This is a genomic window from Tepidanaerobacter sp. EBM-49 (genome assembly GCF_001896645.1).
GTDB classification, from domain to species: Bacteria; Bacillota; Thermosediminibacteria; order Thermosediminibacterales; family Tepidanaerobacteraceae; genus Tepidanaerobacter; species Tepidanaerobacter syntrophicus.
The window spans coordinates 1-20,087 of record NZ_MPPE01000048.1; the positions used below are offsets into that span (position 1 = coordinate 1).

Here is a 20,087-nt window from a genome sequence, read left to right on the forward strand (position 1 = left end):
GAGCTCCTTTAACTTATTTTGAGTTTTTATAAGGGGTACGGGACAAGCCTCTCCTAAACAATCAAGATATACTTCTGCCATTTATATCCTCTCCTTTTTATACTTTTAAAAATTTTTTATACTTCTCTATAATCCCACCAAAAAGCCAGCCAATATAATCCAAAAAGTACCAATATCTGCCCGAAGAAAGCTAAGGGCCAACCGAGCACATCAGGAAGAAATACCGCAGGCGAAGAGCGCACTATGTTGTCTTTTACCCAACCGAAGATATATGCTCCAAATCCTGAGCCGATAACAAAAAACACCAGTGCCACCATATTCATCACATATGCTTCGCCTACCCTCATCAAAGTCCCCGATGCACAACCGCCGGCGATAACCGCCCCTATTCCAAAGATAATTCCTCCGAGTAGGGTATGGATTCCCACAGGGCTTATGTTGCCGGGAACAGCCTCTCCTGCGCTTACTGCCGCAAATTGCACCGCTGAAAATCCTATCATGGCTACCAGGATTGCTATGATAACCGCTCTTAGAAGTGATGTACTGCCTGTTAAAAAGGGATCCCTCATAGCTGCGGTAAAGCAAAACCTGGAGCGCTGCAGAATGAACCCAAAAGCAATTCCAATTATCCAGCGAAGAGCTACGGAAGTTGCTACAGTAGATAAATACCAGCCAAAAACAATTATTAGTGCAAGTAGTGCGATGCCGTAACCTATCTGGTTCTTCTTTTTAGCAGCAGGTTTTGATTTTATCCTGGATTTCAGTGAAACTTCTGATTGCGCCACAAAAACACCTCCTATAAAGATTGTACTTGTGATTTCCTTCACTATCTTTATTATACTTAGCTTAGGAATAGTTGTAAAATTAGCTAATTTTATGTTATTATAAGTATAGCTTATATCAAAAAGGTGGTTTACTATGAATATCGATTTTTTAAAGGCATTTGCTGCTATAGCTAAAACCGGTTCCCTTACCCAGGCTGCCGAAGAACTTTTTATCACTCAGCCGGCTCTTTCTCAGCAAATAAAGCAATTGGAAAATTATTTCTCGATACAGCTGTTGGAGCGAAGCAATCGTGGCACAAGTTTAACCGACGCAGGTAGGCTGCTTTACGATTATTCCGTCAGGATAACAGACCTTTTTAGCGAGCTGGAATCCAAGATGGACAGCCTGCGTGCCTCGGTAGAGGGCAGTCTTACTATCGGAGCCACTTCGGTTGTCGGCGGTTATGCGGTGCCGTGCAGTATATTTATATTTAAAGAGAAATACCCTGAAACAAATTTAAAATTAAAAGTGGGAAATCAAACACAGGTTATCAGTGACTTAAAAGATGAAATAGTTGATGTGGCAGTTATTGAGGGCGATCGGGTTTCAGGTCCTTTTGCTATTGAAGAAATAGCCACTGATGATATGACAGTTATAGTGCCGAATAAAGAGCCCTGGAATGGCAAAAAATATTTGCTGCCGGAGGACTTTGTAAAACAACCCCTTATTATGAGGGAGCACGGCTCCGGCACTCGGCAAGTTGTTGAAAATTGCTTGAGCTCGGCAGGAATTGATATTTCCTCTCTTAACATTGTCATGGAACTTAGCAGCGTAGACTCCATCAAGGCCGCTGTAGAAGCAGGTCACGGCATATCAATAATGTCAAAACTTGCCCTTAAAAAAGAACTGCACAATAAAACTCTTAAGGCCGTTGATATCAAGGGCATAACTTTAAAGCAAAAAATTTACCTTGCCTATAAAACAGAAAAAGCCCAGAGCACTGTAGCACGGGCATTTATAAAGTTTTTACACCTTCCCAGCCGCGGATTTTGTTAATTTTGTAAGGTTTATAGTCTTATCACAACACGCCATATACCATTATCAATTTCTTGGGATGTAGCTCGGATTTTTTTCTTTTTCATATCATTTATTATGTTTACGGCTGCACAGCTGTGGTCTGTTTCAAGTATGATAACATCCCCTTGCTGAGCTTGTTCTAGTTTTTCCTGCACCATCATATTAGGCACCGGACACATAAAACCCATTGCGTCAATGTAATGTTCTGTCAACTTTCTCCACCTTTTTTAATCTTTATATGACTATATTTTAAGATATTAAGATAAATTCAAAGCCTTCATATCCTATATAACTCCGGAATATTGTTCCGTATGTAATATAATTATATACGTAAATAAACCACTTGGGCAAGCCAAGTGGTTTTACAAAAATAAATGGTTGCAATTTAGTATTTATAAAGAGGAGCTATTTTCTATAGGCTTTTTTAAAATCGAAAGCAATAATCCTGTAACTACTGTGCCTATAGCTATAGAAAGAATGTAAAAGAATAGATTTGTTACAACATTTGGTATAAAAAGCACCCAAATGCCGCCATGGGGCACGGCTAGTGCGCAGCCAAAAAGCATAGAAAGGGCTCCTGTTACTGCTGAACCTGCCATTATAGATGGAATCACTCTAAAGGGATCTGCTGCCGCAAATGGAATCGCCCCTTCTGTTATAAACGAAAGTCCTAAGACCCAGCCTGCTTTTCCTGCTTCTATTTCGGCGGCAGTAAACTTGTTTTTAGCAATAATCGTTGCAAGGGCTATGCCCAGTGGCGGCACCATGCCGGCAGCCATGACCGCAGCCATTATCGGTGTTGGTTGTCCCGCGGCTATTGTAGCAGTGCCAAAGGCGTATGCCGCTTTGTTTATAGGACCCCCCATGTCAAAAGCCATCATGCAGCCCAGCACTATACCTAAGAGCACTGCACTAGATCCTTGTAAGTTATTAAGCCATGCTGACATTGCATCATTTATAGATTTTACAGGCCCGCCTAATACCAGCACCATCACAAGACCCATAATCAATGTTGAAAGCACAGGCAGCACCAAAACTGGCATCAATCCCTGCATAGATTTTGGCAGCTTAATATATTTCTTTAAAAATGCCACAGTGTAACCTGCTATAAGCCCTGCAAGAAGCGCGCCTATAAATCCTGCGCCTAATTTATCTGCAAGAGCACCGCCTACAAATCCAGGGACTAAACCCGGTCTATCACTTATGGAATAAGCAATATAACCTGCAAGCACCGGGACCATTAGCGAAAAAGCTAATTTCCCTGTTGAGAAGATAATCTCGCCGAGGCTTCCTACGTTTTCATAAACATATATGCCTCCAAAGGCAAATCCCAAGGCTATTAATATTCCGCCTGCCACTACAAAGGGTATCATATATGATACGCCTGTCATTAAATGCTTATAAAGACCTTTTTGAGATTCCTTTTCTTTACTTTTTGGCTGGACAGTTTCTTTTACCGCACTCACCTTCGGCTTAGCGGATAGGGCTTTATTTATAAGGGCCTTTGGATTTTTTATCGCCTCGCTTACAGAAGCTTCTATTACCGGAAGCCCTGTAAATCTAGATTTGTCAACATTAGTATCAGCGGCAATGATAACCGCATCTGCCTGCCTTAAATCTTCTTCTGTTATAACGTTTTCTGCGCCTACAGAACCTTGGGTCTCCACCTTTATCTCATGACCAAGCTCTTTAGCTGCCATTTGAAGCGCTTCAGCAGCCATATAGGTATGGGCTATGCCCGTAGGGCACGACGTAACAGCTACAATTTTCATATATAAGTCCTCCTCTTTTATATTTTATTAGTTCCAAAAGGCCTTATGCTATCCTAATATAGCAAGTCAGCAGCGGCCTTGCCTCATATTTAGTAAAATTATCAAAACCTAGATATTTGTCTTAGAATTTGATATTAGAATGCTTCTATAAAATCCTCGAAGCTTTGAGCCTTATAGAGTTTTTCCCTTACTTCCTCATGCATCAGCCTCCTTGATATCTCGCTTAAAGCCTTAAGATGCACATCATTAGATTCCTCAGGAACAGCTATAAGAAAGAACAAATGAGCCGGCTCGCCGTCCATGGAATTAAAATCGATACCCTTTGTGCTTTTACCAAAAACTATTGAAGCTTCTTTAACTGCGGCGCTTTTGCCATGAGGAATGGCAATTCCCATTCCTATACCTGTTGAAAACTCTTCTTCTCTCTTTAATACCGCTTTTTTAAATTCTTCTTTATCTGTTATCTTTCCGTCTTTGTATAAAATATCTATAAGTTCATCTATAACCTCTTCTTTGGTAGTTGCCTTTAAATCAAAACTCGTTCTTTCTTTCGAAAACATGTCTCTGATTTCCATTTAATAATTTTCCCCCTTAATGAAAACATTATCCACTAAATCTTTAACTTGCTCTAAAGTGCATGCTTCTGTGCCTTCCAACATTACAGTTGCTGCTCCGCAGGCATTTGCAAATTTTAACGTATATTCATCGCTAAAATCATTTATTAAACTATAAGCAAGAGCTGCTACCATAGAATCCCCTGCTCCTACTGTGCTTTTTACCGGCACTTTCAATCCGTTGCACTTATATACTCCATTTTCCGTCACATATATTGCACCCCGTTCCCCTAAGGAAACAAGAACCTTTTTTATCCCATATCCTACCAGTTTTTTTCCGGCTTTTATTATGGCATCATCTGAGCCATCATCTAAATTCATGAGTTTTGTAAGTTCGTGTATATTGGGCTTTATAATATCCGGTTTTGCTTTGACCCCTTCTTTAAGCAGCTCCTCTTCCGCATCAAGTATTGTTGTAGCTCCTTTTTCCTTGGCTATTTTAATAAGTTTCCCGTAAATATCCCAAGGCACCGATGGGCTTACTCCTCCTGATAAAATTACTATATCGCCGTTCTTGCATGAATTTTCAAAAGTATACATGAATTTTTCAAGCTCTGATTTTTTTATCTCGGGACCTGCTTCATTTATATCTGTAAACGTGCCCTTTATGGTATCTACTACTTTTGTGTTAGTCCTTGTATCTTCATCTATATGGGTAAAATTCGAGGAGATATTCCGGCGTTTTAACTCTTGCAAAAAATAACCTTCCCAAATTCCGCCCAAGAAGCCGAGGCATAAAGAGTCTATATTGAAATTTTTCAGAACTTTTGAGACGTTAATTCCTTTGCCGCCGATGTCGTATCTTGCCCCGACTACCCTGTTTACTGTTCCTATGGTAAAATTGTCCACATTAAGCGTTCTATCTAGTGCCGGATTTAGAGTTACTGTAATCACCATCTGCATTTGGTCACCCTTTCGCTTGAATTACTCATTTTTTATGATGATTTTGCCTCCCGCATCTTCAAATTCCTTTATCACTTCTTCATCTAAATCTCCACTGGTTATAATGGCGGTTACTTCTCTGATACTGCTTATCACTGAAAAACAGACCTGGTTAAACTTGGAAGCATCTGCTACTATATATACCTTGTCAGCCACCTCCATCATGGCCCTTTTGGTTTGAGCTTCGATAAAATTTGGCGTTGTAATACCTTCTTTTACGGAAATTCCGTTTGCTCCTATGAAGGCTTTGTCTACTCTAAAATTACGTATAGTGCTTTCTGCTATATGTCCTACCATGGCCCGAGTCTTTTTTCTTAGCGATCCACCTGTAATCACAAGTTCCGCATCGTCTTTTTCAGAAAGCTCAGAAGCTATGTCAATAGAATTTGTTATAACTGTTATGTCCTTTGCTTCAAGACACCTTGCTATCTCTAGAGTAGTAGTGCCCGAATCCAAGATTATGGTATCATTATCTTCTATTAAAGAAGCTGCAGTTTTTGCAATAATTGATTTTTCTCTTTGGCTTTTGTCTTCCTTTTCCTTGAAAGTAGGTTCAAATATCATTTTTTTAATTCCAACTGCTCCCCCATGGGTTCTTTTTAAAAGCTGTTTTTCTTCCATCTCCTGCAGGTCTCTTCTTATAGTAGACTCGGATACATCAAACATCTTTGCAAGTTCCTTAACTTTTATACTGCTGTTTTTTTCAAGGAGTTCCAGGATTTTTTGCTGTCTTTCTTCTGCAAACACGAAAATCACTCTCGCTTTTCGCTATATAATTAATCATTTACTATCTTTATGCTTATTTGCTCTCGTTTGATTAAATTATACCCCGATTCTAAATTTAAATCAATAGTTTTTTGCTCATTTCTAAATAATTTTGCTTAATTTTTATATTAACTACGCATAAATTAACATATTCTATTCTAAACTCAGGCAGATTCAATCATTTAAAAATAATTCTGAGAAATAAAGAAAAGCCGACGCTGTAAGCGCCGGCATAGCTAATAAGGCTAATGCCTTAATTTTTGGCAAAAGTTTTAGGGCTTGGAGCCTTAACCACAAAAAATTCTAATACTTCTTCATGATTGTTGCGTGCATTCATTTTTGTCTTATATGGAATTGCTATGATGCTTCCTGCAGGATAGGTGTGCTCATCCTGCGTGCCCAGCTGTAGTGAAATTTCGCCTCTTACTACAATCATGTACACATTTGAATTTGTATAGTGCTCGGGAAGTGCATCCCCTTTCGGAAGTATCATATGATTTATGTCTACATTATCGTCAGATACGACTCTATCAATGGCTTTTGCATCCGAAAAGGTAAATTCATATCTTTTTTCTATCATAAAAAATCCCCCGTATAATATATTTGGTTTTTCAAAGTAGAAAATCTGTAAAACTCTATCTTTTTTATATTTCATCCCTGTTCTAAATTCAATCCTCGATAATATCCCCTTCTGTGCTTATGGTAACTATATTCCAAGGGATCATCTTGCCGCTTGCGATAAGCGCTTCTCTTACAGCGTTTGCGATGCCATTACAGCAGGGAACTTCCATTTTCAGCACTGTTACGCTTTTTATGTTGTTAAATTTTAGAATATCTGTAAGCTTATCTGTATAATCGACATTATCAAGCTTTGGACAGCCTATCAGCGTAACTCTGTTTCTCATAAAGTCATTGTGGATAGAGGCGTAGGCATATGCGGTGCAGTCGGCGGCTATAAGCAAATGAGCGTTGGTAAGAAACGGCGCATTTGCCGGAACAAGCTTTAGCTGGCATGGCCATTGGGCAAGCCGTGATTGTTCTTTTACAGCAGCATACCCAATTTTTTGATTATCTTCCTTATTTAGCATTTTTACTCTGCTGCCAGGACATCCGCAGGGCAGTTTGTTTTCTGAGGCATCTTGTGTGTTTTTGGCATTTTTTGCCATCATATTTTTCTTCACTGCTTCCTCATTATATGGTGCAGCTTCCATCTCCCTTATGGTAATTGCTCCTGTAGGACATTTCGGAAGGCAGTCGCCCAATCCGTCGCAGTAAGTTTCTGATACAAGTTTTGCCTTTCCGTCTATAAGCTGTAGCGCTCCTTCATGACAGGCACTCGCGCAAAGACCGCAGCCATTGCATTTTTCCTCATCTATGGTAACAATTTTTCTTTTCATTATGCTCACCTTCTTTTAATTACATGTTGTATGTTTAACTATATAGTAGTAAAATATAGACAATATTTCGGTAGCCATGGCTACAAAAAGTGGGTGATTTATATTTTTGATGTAAAAGCAAGCGTTTTGCCTGAAACTCTTTTGTTTGAAGGAATAAAAAAAGATGAATTGTCTCTCATGATGGGCTGTCTTGAGCCGAGGATATGCGATTACAAAAAGGATGAGCTTATCGCTATGGCAGGAGATGCTTTTGAGTCGGTGGGGGTGTTGTTGAAGGGCAAGGCAGCCGTGGTAAGAGAAAATTCTGCCGGCGATCGGCTGGTTATTGCGATACTGCAGCCTGGGGATATGTTTGGAGAGATGGTGGTATTTTCAAAAAATCCGGTCTGGCCTTCCACAGTTATAGCTTCGGAAGACTGCACTGTATTTTTTCTTTCAGGTAAAAAGATAACAGGTCAGTGCGATAAGGTGTGCCCATGGCACAAAACCCTAATACTTAATATGCTCAAGATTGTATCCGAACGGGCTTTGGCGTTAAATAAGAAGGTTGAATATCTGACAATTAAAAGTATGAGGGGTAAAATTAGCGCTTTCTTACTGGACCAATATAAAAAAACGGGTAAAACTACATTTGTTTTACCCATGAATCGAAACGACATGGCAGATTTTTTAAATGTGTCACGACCATCCATGTCCCGGGAAATGAGCCGCATGAAAGATGAAGGGATTATCGATTATCACCGCTCAACAATCAAGATAAAGGACGTCAAGGCTTTAAGACGGTATGTGGAATAAAGTTATTTTTTATGTTCCTCTAAAAATTTTTTTGCATTATCTATCATGACAGTCACGCTTTCTCGGGATGGACCGCCATAAACCTTTCTATTTTGTATACAAGTCTTTAAATCTATTGCGCCTTTGATATCTTCATCGAATAACCCAGAAAACTGCTTATACTCCTTAATGGAAATAGTAGATAAATCTTTACCGTTTTCAATGCAGTATACCACCAAACGCCCTATAATTTCATGAGCTTGCCTAAAGGGCATCCCTTTTTTTACAAGATAATCAGCAGCGTCTGTGGCATTTGTAAAACCGCCATAAGCTGCTTTTAACATTACATCTTTATGAAAAGTCGCGGTAGAAAGCATGGCTGAAAATATGGAAATTGAATCTGTAAGAGTGTCAGCTGCATCAAAGATAGCTTCTTTGTCTTCCTGCATATCTTTATTATATGCTAATGGTAGGCCTTTCATAACTGTAAAAAGCCTTATAAGATCACCATAAAGCCTGCCGGTTTTGCCGCGGATAAGCTCTGCAACATCAGGGTTTTTCTTTTGTGGCATAATGCTGCTTCCGGTGCAAAACGCGTCATCTAATTCTATAAAATTAAACTCTGCGGAGGACCAAATCACAAGTTCCTCGCAAAAACGGCTTAGATGCATACCTATCAAGGCGGCACAGTTTAAAAATTCTATTTCAAAATCCCTGTCTGATACCGCATCCATACTATTTTCTGAAACCGATGAAAATCCGAGTTTTTCTGCAACAAAATGCCTGTCTATAGGATAGGTACTGGTAGCCAAAGCTCCTGAGCCTAAGGGCATAATATCAACTCTTTTATAACAATCGCCCAGCCGCTCATAATCTCGCTTAAACATCTGAAAATATGCCATCAAATAATGACCAAGAGTCACCGGCTGTGCCCTTTGCAGATGGGTATATCCGGGCATTATGGTATCTATGTGAATAAATGCCACATCAGTAATTGTCTCCATTAGAGAAATTAGTAACTGCTGTATTTGACTTATAGCATCTTTTAAATACATTCTGATATCAAGAGCCACTTGGTCGTTGCGGCTGCGAGCCGTATGCAAGCGTTGCCCTGCTGTTCCTATACGGCAGGTCAACTGCTGCTCTATAAAGGTATGGATGTCCTCTGCATCTTCAGATATTTTAAGCTTTCCGCTTTCTATATCATCTAATATAGATTTAAGCCCTTCGATTATGCTTTTTGCATCCTCCCGGCTTATTATGCCGCATTTTGCAAGCATGGCAGCATGTGCTATGCTGCCATTTATGTCGTATTTGTAAAGGCGCTTGTCAAAAGATATGGATGAATTAAAGCGTTCCATAGCCTTATCTGCCTCTTTGGTAAATCTTCCGCCCCAAAGCTTCATGACTTCTTATTCCTTTCCATCATAAGGGCTCTAACCTTAAGCGGCAAGCCGAAAAGGTTTATAAAACCTTCCGCATCTTTTTGGTTATACACATACTCTTCTCCAAATGTGGCAAGATCCACATCATACAGTGAATAATCTGATTTAATACCGGCAGGGGTGCAATTTCCTTTATAAAGTTTCATGCGCACTGTGCCGGTTACGGTTTCTTGAGTGCTGTCTACAAAAGCCGACAGCGCTTCTCTAAGAGGTGTATACCAGCAGCCATCATATACCAGTTCTGCGAACTTTTGGGCTACGTGTTCCTTGAAGTGCGACGTCTGGCGGTCAAGGGTAATCGACTCCAATTCTTTATGTGCAAGGTAAAGTATAGTTCCCCCCGGTGTCTCATATATGCCCCGAGATTTAATGCCAACCAACCGGTTTTCTACCATATCTACAATTCCTATGCCGTTTTTGGCGCCGATTTTGTTTAGCTCCTCTATCAGTTCTACCGGCTCATAACTTTTGCCGTTTATCGTCTTAGGCACACCTTTTTCAAAGCCTATTTCCACATATGTAGGAACATCCGGAGCCTTAGCAGGTGGTGTCACTATAAGGCAGACATCGTCCTTTGATTCATTTGCCGGATCTTCCAAGTCTCCGCCTTCATGGCTTAGATGCCATAAGTTGCGATCCATGCTGTAAGGATGTTCTTTGGTTACCGGTATGGGTATCCCCCGCTTTTGGGCATATTCGATTTCTTCTTCTCGTGATTTTATATCCCACATCCTCCAAGGTGCGATTATCTTTAGATGGGGATTAAGTGCTTTAATAGTAAGCTCAAATCGGACTTGGTCATTTCCTTTGCCGGTGGCGCCGTGGGCTATAGCTTCTGCTCCCTCCGCTTCTGCTACTTCCACAAGTCGTTTGGCTATAACAGGGCGTGCCATAGATGTTCCTAAAAGATACTTGCCTTCATATATAGCGCCTGCTTTCAGTGTTGGAAATATAAAATCTTCTACGAATTCTTTCTTTGCATCTTCTATGTAAATCTTGCTTGCACCTGTCTTTATCGCTTTTTCTTTAAGAGGATCCAGTTCCTCTCCCTGCCCCACATCAACAGCTACAGCTATTACATCATAATCAAAATTTTCCTTAAGCCATGGGATTATTACTGATGTATCCAGCCCCCCTGAATAAGCTAATACTACTTTTTTACTACTCATATTTTTACCTCCGTATCCGTATTATTTGATAATTATACACTATATTGCATATTTATGCAATATCTATCTTTAAAATTTACTACATGTCTGCTTATTTTTTTCGCAGCCATACATCTCTTTGGATTTATATTATAAGTTTTGTAAAATAAACTATGATATCCACAGCCGGTAAAAATATGAGTTGTCCTAAAAGCGTCCCGCCTATCTTGCCGCATACAAGCAGCGTTACCAAAGAAGTGGCATCTTTTGCCGGGCGCTTTCCCTGAAGGGTTTGATCTGTTATTAGGGCAGCTGTCGGATCTACAACAACCGCATACAGCACTGTAGCCACACCGTTTATAATGCCGGAAAGCTGACTTGCCGTCAGGCGGTAAGCAGGTATTACCACGCCTGCGTATACTGATGCCAGTATACCTACCGTGTAAATTGAAGTTATGAGGGTGTGATACACTACAAGACTTATAGGAATGCCTGAATAGCGAACTTGTTTGAGATATCTTGTGCTGGGAGGTGCTATGCTTTTCTTGACTTTTTTTAGCGCATTTATAGAAAAGGTATGCATGAGGAGATTAGGAACTGAGCCAACTATTTCCAACCGATTTATGGCATATGTAAATATATTAATAAATGTAGGTATAAACATAGCACCGACGATACTTCCAATAGTGGCCGACAGTATTATTAGCCGAAAATCGCCTAATATATCCTGCCTGCCAAACTTGATGGCAGAATCTACTATGCTTCCTACAAGAGGAGCTTGAATCATATTTGATGTTCTTGAAACAAGAACTATAATGTTAAAAAGAGACAGCGCCACAGCAAGCTTTTTTGTGCGGATACCGGCTATGCGTGTTGAGTAAGATAGGGTATCAACACTGTGGATTATCATGGTAAGTATGCAAATCACTGCTATTTTTTCAAACTCTTCCACAAGCTCAGCCCCTCATATAAGATTTTCTCAGTGTGCAAAATATTCAAGATCAATAACTGCTTGCCTACCTATTGTTATTTATGATACGGTTCGCCGTGTATTATTTTAAACCATCGATAAATTTGCTCAATCAATATTAGCCTCATCAGTTGATGCGGAAAGGTAAGTTTTGAAAATGAAAGGGAAAGATCTGCTCGGGCTTTAACTTCCGAGGAAAGGCCTAAAGAGCCGCCAATGATAAATGTAACATGTGACCTGCCGTCTATCATAAGATCACTGAGCTTTTTAGCCATTTCTTCGGAGGAAAGTGGCTGTCCCTCAATGCACAATGTAATTATATATGAAGAAGGATTTAATTTTTGGAGAATATCCCTTCCTTCACGCTCTAATACCTGAACCTTCTCCTTTTCGCTTAAGGTCTCAGGTGCCTTTTGCTCTATGGCTTCGATAATGCGCAATTTGCAGTAAGGCAAAAGTCTTTTTTTATATTCATTTATGCCGTCTAGCAGGTATTTTTCTTTTATCTTGCCTACGCAAATAATATCTATGTTCAACACTGGCACATCCTTTATTTTCTGCAGGAAAAGACTTCGTCCTTAAGATTCTCCATTCCGTTTCGTTCTAAATAGCATAAGCTTTGAATTCTTGGAGGTTTTCAGGCGTTATAGTTTAAAATTTAAGTTTTTCTAATTTAAATTTTATTGGATTTATAGCAATAGCTGGCAAATATAAGCTACTGCTATTCCTCCTATTGCAACTTTTATCATTTCTTGATCATGATAAGCTAAAAATAACGCAAAAGCGCCGCCCAGCGCTGATGCCACTATATTCCCCGTGGAAAAAAGGATTGCCGGAAATGTCATAGCTCCTAAAACAGCATAGGGCATATAATACAGAAAAGATTTAAGAAACCTTGATTTTAGTTTTCCTTTTATGAGAGCAATAGGCGCAACCCTTATTAAATAAGTTACGACAGCCATGACAATAAGTGCAAGATATGGATTAGTTTTAGTCACATTCATCATCCTCTCTTGGGAACGCGATGGCTCCAATGCTGGAGGCAACAACTGTAGCAATTATAATGACCCATCCTGCTGACATCGAGCTCATAAAGGGTGCCCAAGTAAATAGCGAACTTATAGATATTGCTATTAAGGTTACAGCAAAAGCTGCTATAGATTCCTTTGCGGCAGGAACTACTATTGCAATAAACATGCAGTAAAGGGCTATACCCATAGAGTTTTGAAGCATTTGAGGCAATAGCGAAGATGCTAAAGCACCCATTATTGTCCCTATTGTCCAACCGATATAGGGAAGCGTAACAAGGCCTGACATATAAGACGAAGTTACCTCCCCCGGCTGCACGGCAGATACTGCAAAAACCTCATCTGTTATTCCGAAAGCAAGTATGTATTTCTTAAATGCCGGTATTTTATTTGAAAGCTTCTGTGAAAGAGAGATGGACATGAGCATATAGCGCAGATTTACTATAAGTGTTGTTAAAGCTATTTCAACAAGAGAAGCCCCTTCTATAATTAGATTCATCCCTGCAAATTGTCCTGCCGATGTTAAGTTAGTCATTGAAATTAAAATTGCAGCTAGTGCCGGTATGCCGCCTTTTACCGCCATAAGGCCGAAGGTAAACGAAACTGGTATATAACCTAGGGCAATCGGAATCCCATGAATCAATCCTTTGTAAAAATCTTCTTTTGTATGTATCTTCAATTAGCGCAACCTTCCTCTTTTCTTTCTAGGATTTATAGAAATGCATCCTTTAGTGTGAATTAAACTTCTCCACCTTATATTTATTTGAAAGCAGGAGATTCTCAGCTTCATTAGATTCTTAGCTGCCAGTCTCCGTTTGATGATTATTTTATATATTAATACAGCAAATTTAATTGCCTTATGCTTCTTAATTCATGCATTACTGAAGTCGATATGCCTGTTATATTCTATCAAAACAAAGCTTGTTTTTCTACTAATTAAGCTTTTCTTTTTTACACTTTTATATTATTTAATTTCATAAATCAAGCCTTACAGGCAAGGAAAGTTCGCCCGCAAGGCTTGATATTCGTGTATCTTGAAAGCATCTATTCTTATTTATTTACTTGAAAGCTTTCGAAATATGTGCTATGCCGATTAAATTGACAATACCACTGATAGTTAATGTAATGCCGATGATTCTCGTGAGAATGACGCTACCCGCGAAAGGATTAAAGACCAGTAAAACTCCAAGCACGCCTGTCAAGATAGCAAAACAAAGATGCACCCACCATCTGTCATAACTTATTCTTTTTAGATTAATTGATAATTGCAGACGCAGTATACTGTCAATTATTATCACTATCCCTATCATTAGAGGAAATGCAGAAACAACTGCTTTAGGAGCAATTAGCATAAAGATACCAAGCAAAATAAAAAATAGCCCAAAGACAAGATCTAATCCAAATATATTTTCTTCTGTAGGTTTGCGCAAGAAATTTGCAAGCTGGATTATTCCCGGGACTAATATTATAATACCAAAGAGCCGGCATATAGCTATAAGGGAAAATTCAGGTTTTGCAATTAATATTATTCCTAAAACAATAAATAGAATAGATATGATCATAATAGATCTTTCTGATTTTTTCATGTAATTCATATAATCGCCTCCATTTTTTGGGTTTATTTCTATATATAATATTAACATATTTATTTTACTATTACCATAATTTTAATTCAGTCAGTCCAGTCAGTCGAACACATGGGGACGGTTCTTTTGTGTTGTCTGACAACACAAAAGAACCGTCCCCATGTGTTCCATGTTCTCAGTGGTCTCGAACCGTCTCTATGTGTTCTCCTATCATGATTCGCCATGCTGCTGTCACAACTTTTTCTCAAACTTAGGTAAAATACCCTTGACAAACTTTATCAAGTAATGTAAACTAATAAGAAATAAACAAAACTGAATAAAACATCTTATCCAGAGTAGCTGAGGGACGGGCCCTATGACGCTCGACAACCGGCATTTTCCATTAGAATGCATCGGTGTCAATTCCTGCAGGATAGTGATAATCCTGAGAGATAAGATTAACAGCCTGTTTTATTTGTTGTGTGCGCAAAGCAACGAGCTGCTTTTCTTATCGAAAAGCAGCTTTTATTTTGCAAAATTTTTTACTCCAGGGAGGCATTTTTATAATGGAAGTCAAAAAATCTTTCGAAGAAATCAACGAAAAAATCAAAAACGGAACCGCAGTTGTTGTCACAGCCGAGGAAATCATTGATATAGTTAAGGAGAAGGGCATAGATGAAGCTACAAAATATGTAGACGTTGTAACCACTGCTACCTTTGGCCCGATGTGCTCCTCCGGTGCGTTTTTAAATTTCGGCCACAGCGACCCTCCCATCCGAATGACCAAGGTGCTGCTGAACAATGTGCCTGCCCATGCCGGCCTTGCAGCAGTTGATGCATATTTAGGCGCCACCGAAACTTCAACAGACAGAGGTATAGAATATGGCGGTGCTCATGTAATATGTGATTTAATATCAGGAAAGAAAATACATTTGCAGGCCACATCCCCCGGAACGGATTGCTATCCGAGGAAAGAAATTGATACTTATATAACAAAGGATTCAATAAATGAGGCTTATCTTTTTAACCCGAGGAATTGCTATCAAAACTACAATGCAGCTACTAATACTTCATCACGAACTTTGTATACCTATATGGGAGTTCTGCAGCCCAATATGGCAAATATAAACTACTCTACCGCAGGCGAGCTAAGCCCATTGTTAAATGATCCGTATCTTCGGACAATCGGCATAGGAACTAGAATATTTTTAGCAGGTGCCCCAGGTTATGTAGCATGGCAGGGAACTCAATTTTTAACCGAAGTAGAGCGCGAGACAAATGGTGTTCCTATAGGTTCTGCAGCAACTTTAGCAGTTATCGGCAACTTAAAAGAGATGAGTTGTGATTATATTCAGCCCGCGGTATTTGAAAAATACGGTACCTCGATGTTTGTAGGCATAGGAATTCCGATACCTGTGCTTGATAAAGATATGTTGATGAATTTAGCAGTCGAAAATAAGGATATATATACCTATATTGTTGATTACAGCACCGGCCGACGTTCAAGGCCGATACTCGGCAAAGTAAGTTACGCCCAGCTTCGAAGCGGAACAGTTACTTTCGAGGGACGGCAAATACCAACTACGCCGCTTTCAAGTTTAAGCAAGGCTCGGGAAATTGCAGCAGAATTAAAGCGCTGGATACAAATGAAGAAGTTTACGCTGCAGGAACCGATAGAACATTTCGGTAAAGTTGCAAAGCTAAATATTCTTGAAGAAGTAAGGGAAGGAGAGTTTGAAGATGAGTAAAAATGTATATAGGCAAAAAATTTATATAGAATCGAAAAAATGCGTGGAATGCGGTGCATGCACTGCAGTGTGCAGTACAAAAGCGTTATGTTTTGACACCAAAGAATGGAAATTAGAATATGATATAAAGAAATGCAAGGGTTGTATGCTGTGCATAGGTGCTTGCCCTCTGCGCGCTATAAGCAGCGATTCAGAAGACTTGCCATCTGCAGCTGCTGCGGCTTTATAAGTATTTTCGGAGGCAAATATGTATCAAAAACGATTTTACAGAGATTATATGAAGGCAGAAGGTCTTGTAAAATTTAATGTTACTGAATACGAATCGGATTTAGAGATTATTTCTAAATCCGATTTGAAAAATGAGGCGACAATAGAACTTAAAAAATATAGGGGCGAGATTTCAGATTATATAAAGTCTTGCCCTGAATTTTTAACAAGCCTTGTGCCTGTAAACCCGGCAGAGGATGCTCCTGTCATAGTAAAGCATATGTGTCGTGCATCAAGAGCCGCCGGCGTCGGACCTATGGCTGCCGTAGCAGGCGCTATAAGTGAGTATGTAGGAAAGGCTCTTGAAAAATACAGTGATGAAATAATAATTGAAAACGGCGGCGATATATATATTAAGAGTAGCCGCGAAAGGCATGTATTGGTATATGCCGGTAAATCACCTCTCTCAAATAAAATTGCCTTACTTTTTCCACCATCTGAAAATTCGATAGGGGTATGTACTTCTAGCGGGACGGTAGGGCATTCACTAAGTTTTGGCAAAGCCGATGCGGCAGTGGTGGTATCCCACGACACTCTTTTGGCTGATGCTGCTGCAACTGCTGTTGGTAATAGAGTCAAAACCCCTGAGGATATACAGGCCGGAATCGATTTTGCAAGATCTATTCCAGGTGTAGAGGGAGTTTTAATTATTATAAAAGATAAGATGGGGGTATGGGGAAATATTACCCTTACTAGACCATAATTACTATAAGCTATACGATCAAAATATTAAAAGTAAAGTTTGAATTTTTCAGGGAGCTATCATGAATATCGAATATGAAAATGTGTTCTGCTATCTGGGCTTTGGCAGTATCAAGCCAAACCCGGATACGATAAAATTAGTGGATGAATGCACCCATGAGATACAGGATATTTCAAATCCTAAATATACTTATGAGATTTTTGATATAAAGCTCCAAAATAAGGTGCTTTTTCTCAGAGGTAGCAACATAATATTTAGTGAAGATGATATACTGAATTATTTAAAAGACTCATCAAAAGTAGCACTAGTAGCTGCTACGCTCGGTCTAGAAATTGACAGAAGGATTTTGCTATACATGAAGACTCGGCCTATAAAGGGCCTTATCCTAGATGCATGCGCTTCAGCCGCTATTGAGTCTTTATTTAGCAAGGCAGATTCAGAAGTTAAATCAATAGCTTTAGCGCAAGATTTGTATGCAACTTTTCGATATGGACCCGGTTACGGAAAATTCCCCCTTCACTTTCAATTTGAGATACTTCAAGCCTTAGATGCATATAGAAAAATCGGCCTTTCTGTTACAGAAAGCTTCCTGCTTTCTCCCCGCAAATCTCTGACAGCAATTATGGGGCTTAGGCAGACTATGCCCCTCAAAGGCGAGAATCGCACAAAATGTATGTCATGTTCTGCTGTAAACTGCCAATATAGAAAGGATGAAAGCCTTCTTGAATAAGAAAATCGACTTCTCAAACTTTGTAATTTTCGATGGTGCAATGGGCACAATGCTTCAAACATATGGCCTTAAAGCAGGAGAGCTTCCGGAAAGCTATAACATTCTTCATCCTGAAATTATTAAAAAGGTCCACAAAGGGTATCTGGATGCCGGCGCAGATGTGATTACAACAAACACATTTGGTGCAAACAGACTAAAACTTGAAAAATACGGATATGATGTAACCGAAATTGTAAGTGCCGGTGTAAATATAGCACTTGAAACTGCCCAAGAAAAGCTCGTAGCTTTAGACATCGGTCCCATTGGACAGCTTATGAAGCCATATGGCTCTTTGTCCTTTGAAGATGCTTATGATCTTTTTAAAGAACAATTAATCATTGGCAGTAAAGCAGGTGCCGATTTAATTTTAATAGAAACAATGTCAGATATTTATGAAATGAAGGCAGCCATACTTGCAGCCAAGGAAAACACAAGCTTGCCTGTAATAGCTACAATGACTTTTCAAAAAGACAGAAGAACTCTTACCGGCACAGATCCTCTGACAATGGTAAATGTTGTCTCGAGTCTTGGCGTTGATGCCTTAGGTATAAATTGTTCTTTAGGCCCCCGCGAAATGCTGCCAATAATCGAAGAGGTCCTTTTATATTCAACACTGCCGGTAATATCTCAGCCTAATGCAGGCATGCCAAAACTCGTAGATGGAAAAACCATATTTAATGTAGGGCCTGAAGAATTTGCGGAATATGCGAAAAAGATAGCTGAAAAAGGCGCTATAATCTTAGGAGGCTGCTGCGGCACAACCTATGACCATATAAAGGCTCTTAGAAACGCAATTTCAGGTTTAAAGCCTGTAAAACGGCATGTTAAGCCAATGACAGCTGTAAGCTCTTTTTCAAAAACGGTAATAATCGGCGATAGAGTAACTGTTATCGGAGAAAAGCTCAATCCCACTGGCAGAAAGCGTCTTCAAACAGCATTGAAAAGCGGTGATATGGAATACGTCCTTCGTCAGGCTTTGCTCCAACAAGATGCAGGAGCGCATATTTTAAATGTAAATGCGGGGCTGCCTGAAATAGATGAAAAAGCTACGATGCTCAATATCGTTCGAGAACTTTCCAGCTCTATCAGTATTCCTCTTCAAATAGACAGTGCAAACAGCGATGTAATTGAAGCTGCTGTAAGAATTTATAATGGTAAACCGATAATTAACTCTGTAAACGGCAAAAAACAGATAATGGATGACATTTTCCCCATAGTTAAAAAATACGGAGCCTGTGTTATAGGCCTAACCTTAGATGAAAATGGCATCCCATCAAGAGCTGAAGATAGATTTAAGATCGCAGAGCGTATAGTAAAAGCGGCTGAAGAATATGGTATATTAAAAGAAAATCTGATTATCGATTGCCTTGTAATCGCAGCCTCTGCTCAACAAGATGACGTAAAAGAAATCGTAAAAGCTGTAAGGCTTGTAAAGGAATATCTTGGCGTCAAAACCGTCCTAGGTGTAAGCAATGTTTCGTTCGGTCTTCCTAATCGCTCTTTGTTAAACCGCACTTTCCTTGCAATGGCCCTTGAAGCGGGGCTTGATGCGCCAATAATTGATCCTACCGATAAAGAAGTGATGGGGACGGTAAATGCCTTTAATGTGCTGTGGGGACACGACAAGTATGCAAAATATTACATCAGTGAATATGCCAGTGCAGAAAAGGAGCCTGATGCCCGCAAAGTATTAGCCTCTTCAAATTTAGGCGATATTGAAAGTATTATAATAAACGGCCTTGCAGAAGATGCTCAGTCTAAAGTCAATGAAATGCTAAATTTCTTAACTCCAACTCAAATAATTGATGAATATCTCATCCCTGCTCTAGATAAAGTCGGCCGAAAATATGAGACTGGAGAAATATTTTTGCCCCAGCTTATTCAGTCTGCAGAGACTGCAAAAAGCGCTTTTGAGGCTATAAAAAGCTATATTGTAAAAACAGGCGCGGGAAATACCAGTATCAGCAAAGGTAAAATCATCCTGGCTACAGTGAGAGGGGATATTCACGACATAGGAAAGAATATTGTGAAAATACTTCTTGAAAATTATGGCTTTGATGTGATAGATCTTGGAAAAGATGTACCTGAAGAAGAAATTATAAGACATATCAAAGCACATAATGTAAGACTTGTAGGTCTGAGTGCTTTGATGACAACCACAGCGCAAAATATGGCTAAAACAATAAAGGCGATAAGAGCAGAGGGACTTGACTGCGGGATAATGGTGGGGGGAGCAGTTCTTAATCCGGAATTTGCAAGAAATATCGGAGCAGACTATTACGGAAAAGACGCGCAAGAAGCCGTAAGAATAGCCCAAGAATTTTTTAGTGCCTAATAT

23 protein-coding genes and 1 riboswitch are annotated in these 20,087 nt (G+C 39.5%); of the genes, 7 read left to right on the top strand and 16 right to left on the bottom strand.

Annotation, left to right across the window (positions count from 1 at the left end):
- Both BUE08_RS10960 and BUE08_RS08550 read right to left on the bottom strand, forming a co-directional pair.
- The coding region (locus BUE08_RS10960) for a sulfurtransferase TusA family protein (RefSeq protein WP_353682114.1) at window positions 1–81 on the bottom strand (81 nt) is incomplete at its 3' end.
- Window positions 82–116: 35 nt separating this feature from the next.
- Window positions 117–785 carry a YeeE/YedE thiosulfate transporter family protein gene (locus BUE08_RS08550; RefSeq protein WP_286680737.1) on the bottom strand — a complete coding sequence of 223 codons (669 nt, stop codon included), beginning with the start codon at window positions 783–785 and terminating at the stop codon, window positions 117–119.
- Window positions 786–918: 133 nt separating this feature from the next.
- Between BUE08_RS08550 and BUE08_RS08555 the strand changes: the two genes are divergently transcribed.
- Window positions 919–1,821, top strand: coding sequence for a selenium metabolism-associated LysR family transcriptional regulator (locus BUE08_RS08555; protein WP_213950471.1), 903 nt, complete (start codon window positions 919–921; stop codon window positions 1,819–1,821).
- Window positions 1,822–1,832: 11 nt separating this feature from the next.
- Here BUE08_RS08555 and BUE08_RS08560 read toward each other — a convergent pair whose 3' ends face one another.
- The 7 genes from BUE08_RS08560 to BUE08_RS08590 all read right to left on the bottom strand — a co-directional run bounded on the left by BUE08_RS08560 (window position 1,833) and on the right by BUE08_RS08590 (window position 7,332).
- Entirely contained in the window at window positions 1,833–2,054 is a 222-nt protein-coding gene (locus BUE08_RS08560; protein WP_059032211.1) for a sulfurtransferase TusA family protein, read from the bottom strand.
- Window positions 2,055–2,234: 180 nt separating this feature from the next.
- Window positions 2,235–3,614 (bottom strand): PTS fructose transporter subunit IIC, encoded by a 1,380-nt coding sequence (locus BUE08_RS08565; RefSeq protein WP_286680738.1) that lies wholly within the window; start codon window positions 3,612–3,614, stop codon window positions 2,235–2,237.
- Between the two features lie 134 nt (window positions 3,615–3,748).
- A complete protein-coding gene (locus BUE08_RS08570) occupies window positions 3,749–4,189 on the bottom strand; it encodes a PTS sugar transporter subunit IIA (RefSeq protein WP_273038762.1) in 441 nt (146 codons plus the stop codon).
- Window positions 4,190–5,131, bottom strand: coding sequence for a 1-phosphofructokinase (gene pfkB / locus BUE08_RS08575; RefSeq protein WP_286680739.1), 942 nt, complete (start codon window positions 5,129–5,131; stop codon window positions 4,190–4,192). It lies immediately after the preceding gene.
- A 21-nt stretch (window positions 5,132–5,152) separates the two neighbouring features.
- Window positions 5,153–5,917 (bottom strand): DeoR/GlpR family DNA-binding transcription regulator, encoded by a 765-nt coding sequence (locus BUE08_RS08580; RefSeq protein WP_213996887.1) that lies wholly within the window; start codon window positions 5,915–5,917, stop codon window positions 5,153–5,155.
- 271 nt (window positions 5,918–6,188) lie between these two features.
- Window positions 6,189–6,515: a cupin domain-containing protein gene (locus BUE08_RS08585; protein WP_286680740.1), complete on the bottom strand. Its 327-nt coding sequence runs from the start codon at window positions 6,513–6,515 to the stop codon at window positions 6,189–6,191.
- Window positions 6,516–6,603: 88 nt separating this feature from the next.
- The gene (locus BUE08_RS08590) at window positions 6,604–7,332 is read right to left on the bottom strand and encodes a 4Fe-4S binding protein (RefSeq protein WP_286680741.1); all 729 of its coding nucleotides are present in this window, start codon (window positions 7,330–7,332) and stop codon (window positions 6,604–6,606) included.
- A gap of 93 nt (window positions 7,333–7,425) precedes the next feature.
- Here BUE08_RS08590 and BUE08_RS08595 point away from each other — a divergent pair, with 93 nt between their 5' ends.
- Window positions 7,426–8,127 carry a Crp/Fnr family transcriptional regulator gene (locus BUE08_RS08595; protein ID WP_286680742.1) on the top strand — a complete coding sequence of 234 codons (702 nt, stop codon included), beginning with the start codon at window positions 7,426–7,428 and terminating at the stop codon, window positions 8,125–8,127.
- 2 nt (window positions 8,128–8,129) lie between these two features.
- Here the strand turns inward: BUE08_RS08595 and argH are convergent, their stop codons facing one another.
- From argH to BUE08_RS08630, 7 genes are all read right to left on the bottom strand, one after another.
- Window positions 8,130–9,512: an argininosuccinate lyase gene (gene argH, locus BUE08_RS08600; RefSeq protein WP_286680743.1), complete on the bottom strand. Its 1,383-nt coding sequence runs from the start codon at window positions 9,510–9,512 to the stop codon at window positions 8,130–8,132.
- Window positions 9,509–10,720: an argininosuccinate synthase gene (locus tag BUE08_RS08605; RefSeq protein WP_286680744.1), complete on the bottom strand. Its 1,212-nt coding sequence runs from the start codon at window positions 10,718–10,720 to the stop codon at window positions 9,509–9,511. Before BUE08_RS08605 ends, argH begins: the two co-directional genes overlap by 4 nt.
- 124 nt (window positions 10,721–10,844) lie before the next feature.
- On the bottom strand, window positions 10,845–11,651 hold the full coding sequence (locus BUE08_RS08610) for a lipid II flippase Amj family protein (protein ID WP_059032195.1): 807 nt from the start codon (window positions 11,649–11,651) through the stop codon (window positions 10,845–10,847).
- A 74-nt stretch (window positions 11,652–11,725) separates the two neighbouring features.
- On the bottom strand, window positions 11,726–12,205 hold the full coding sequence (gene rlmH / locus BUE08_RS08615) for a 23S rRNA (pseudouridine(1915)-N(3))-methyltransferase RlmH (RefSeq protein WP_353682111.1): 480 nt from the start codon (window positions 12,203–12,205) through the stop codon (window positions 11,726–11,728).
- A 153-nt stretch (window positions 12,206–12,358) separates the two neighbouring features.
- On the bottom strand, window positions 12,359–12,667 hold the full coding sequence (locus tag BUE08_RS08620) for an AzlD domain-containing protein (RefSeq protein WP_286680746.1): 309 nt from the start codon (window positions 12,665–12,667) through the stop codon (window positions 12,359–12,361).
- Window positions 12,660–13,376 carry an AzlC family ABC transporter permease gene (locus BUE08_RS08625; RefSeq protein ID WP_286680747.1) on the bottom strand — a complete coding sequence of 239 codons (717 nt, stop codon included), beginning with the start codon at window positions 13,374–13,376 and terminating at the stop codon, window positions 12,660–12,662. The genes BUE08_RS08620 and BUE08_RS08625 overlap by 8 nt, the downstream gene beginning before the upstream one ends.
- Before the next feature lie 379 nt (window positions 13,377–13,755).
- Complete coding sequence (locus BUE08_RS08630; protein ID WP_059032189.1) at window positions 13,756–14,292, bottom strand: HdeD family acid-resistance protein; 537 nt, start codon at window positions 14,290–14,292, stop codon at window positions 13,756–13,758.
- Window positions 14,293–14,606: 314 nt separating this feature from the next.
- Window positions 14,607–14,721: riboswitch (SAM riboswitch) on the top strand.
- Between the two features lie 107 nt (window positions 14,722–14,828).
- Between BUE08_RS08630 and BUE08_RS08635 the strand changes: the two genes are divergently transcribed.
- The 5 genes from BUE08_RS08635 (at window position 14,829) to BUE08_RS08655 (ending at window position 20,084) form a co-directional block, all read left to right on the top strand.
- Entirely contained in the window at window positions 14,829–16,010 is a 1,182-nt protein-coding gene (locus BUE08_RS08635) for a homocysteine biosynthesis protein (RefSeq protein WP_286680748.1), read from the top strand.
- Entirely contained in the window at window positions 16,003–16,239 is a 237-nt protein-coding gene (locus tag BUE08_RS08640; protein WP_059032184.1) for a 4Fe-4S dicluster domain-containing protein, read from the top strand. Before BUE08_RS08635 ends, BUE08_RS08640 begins: the two co-directional genes overlap by 8 nt.
- Window positions 16,240–16,257: 18 nt before the next feature.
- Window positions 16,258–16,980: a UPF0280 family protein gene (locus BUE08_RS08645; protein WP_059032182.1), complete on the top strand. Its 723-nt coding sequence runs from the start codon at window positions 16,258–16,260 to the stop codon at window positions 16,978–16,980.
- Window positions 16,981–17,041: 61 nt separating this feature from the next.
- Window positions 17,042–17,710 (top strand): vitamin B12 dependent-methionine synthase activation domain-containing protein, encoded by a 669-nt coding sequence (locus tag BUE08_RS08650; protein WP_286680749.1) that lies wholly within the window; start codon window positions 17,042–17,044, stop codon window positions 17,708–17,710.
- On the top strand, window positions 17,691–20,084 hold the full coding sequence (locus tag BUE08_RS08655) for a homocysteine S-methyltransferase family protein (protein WP_502689441.1): 2,394 nt from the start codon (window positions 17,691–17,693) through the stop codon (window positions 20,082–20,084). Before BUE08_RS08650 ends, BUE08_RS08655 begins: the two co-directional genes overlap by 20 nt.
- Window positions 20,085–20,087 lie beyond the last annotated feature (3 nt).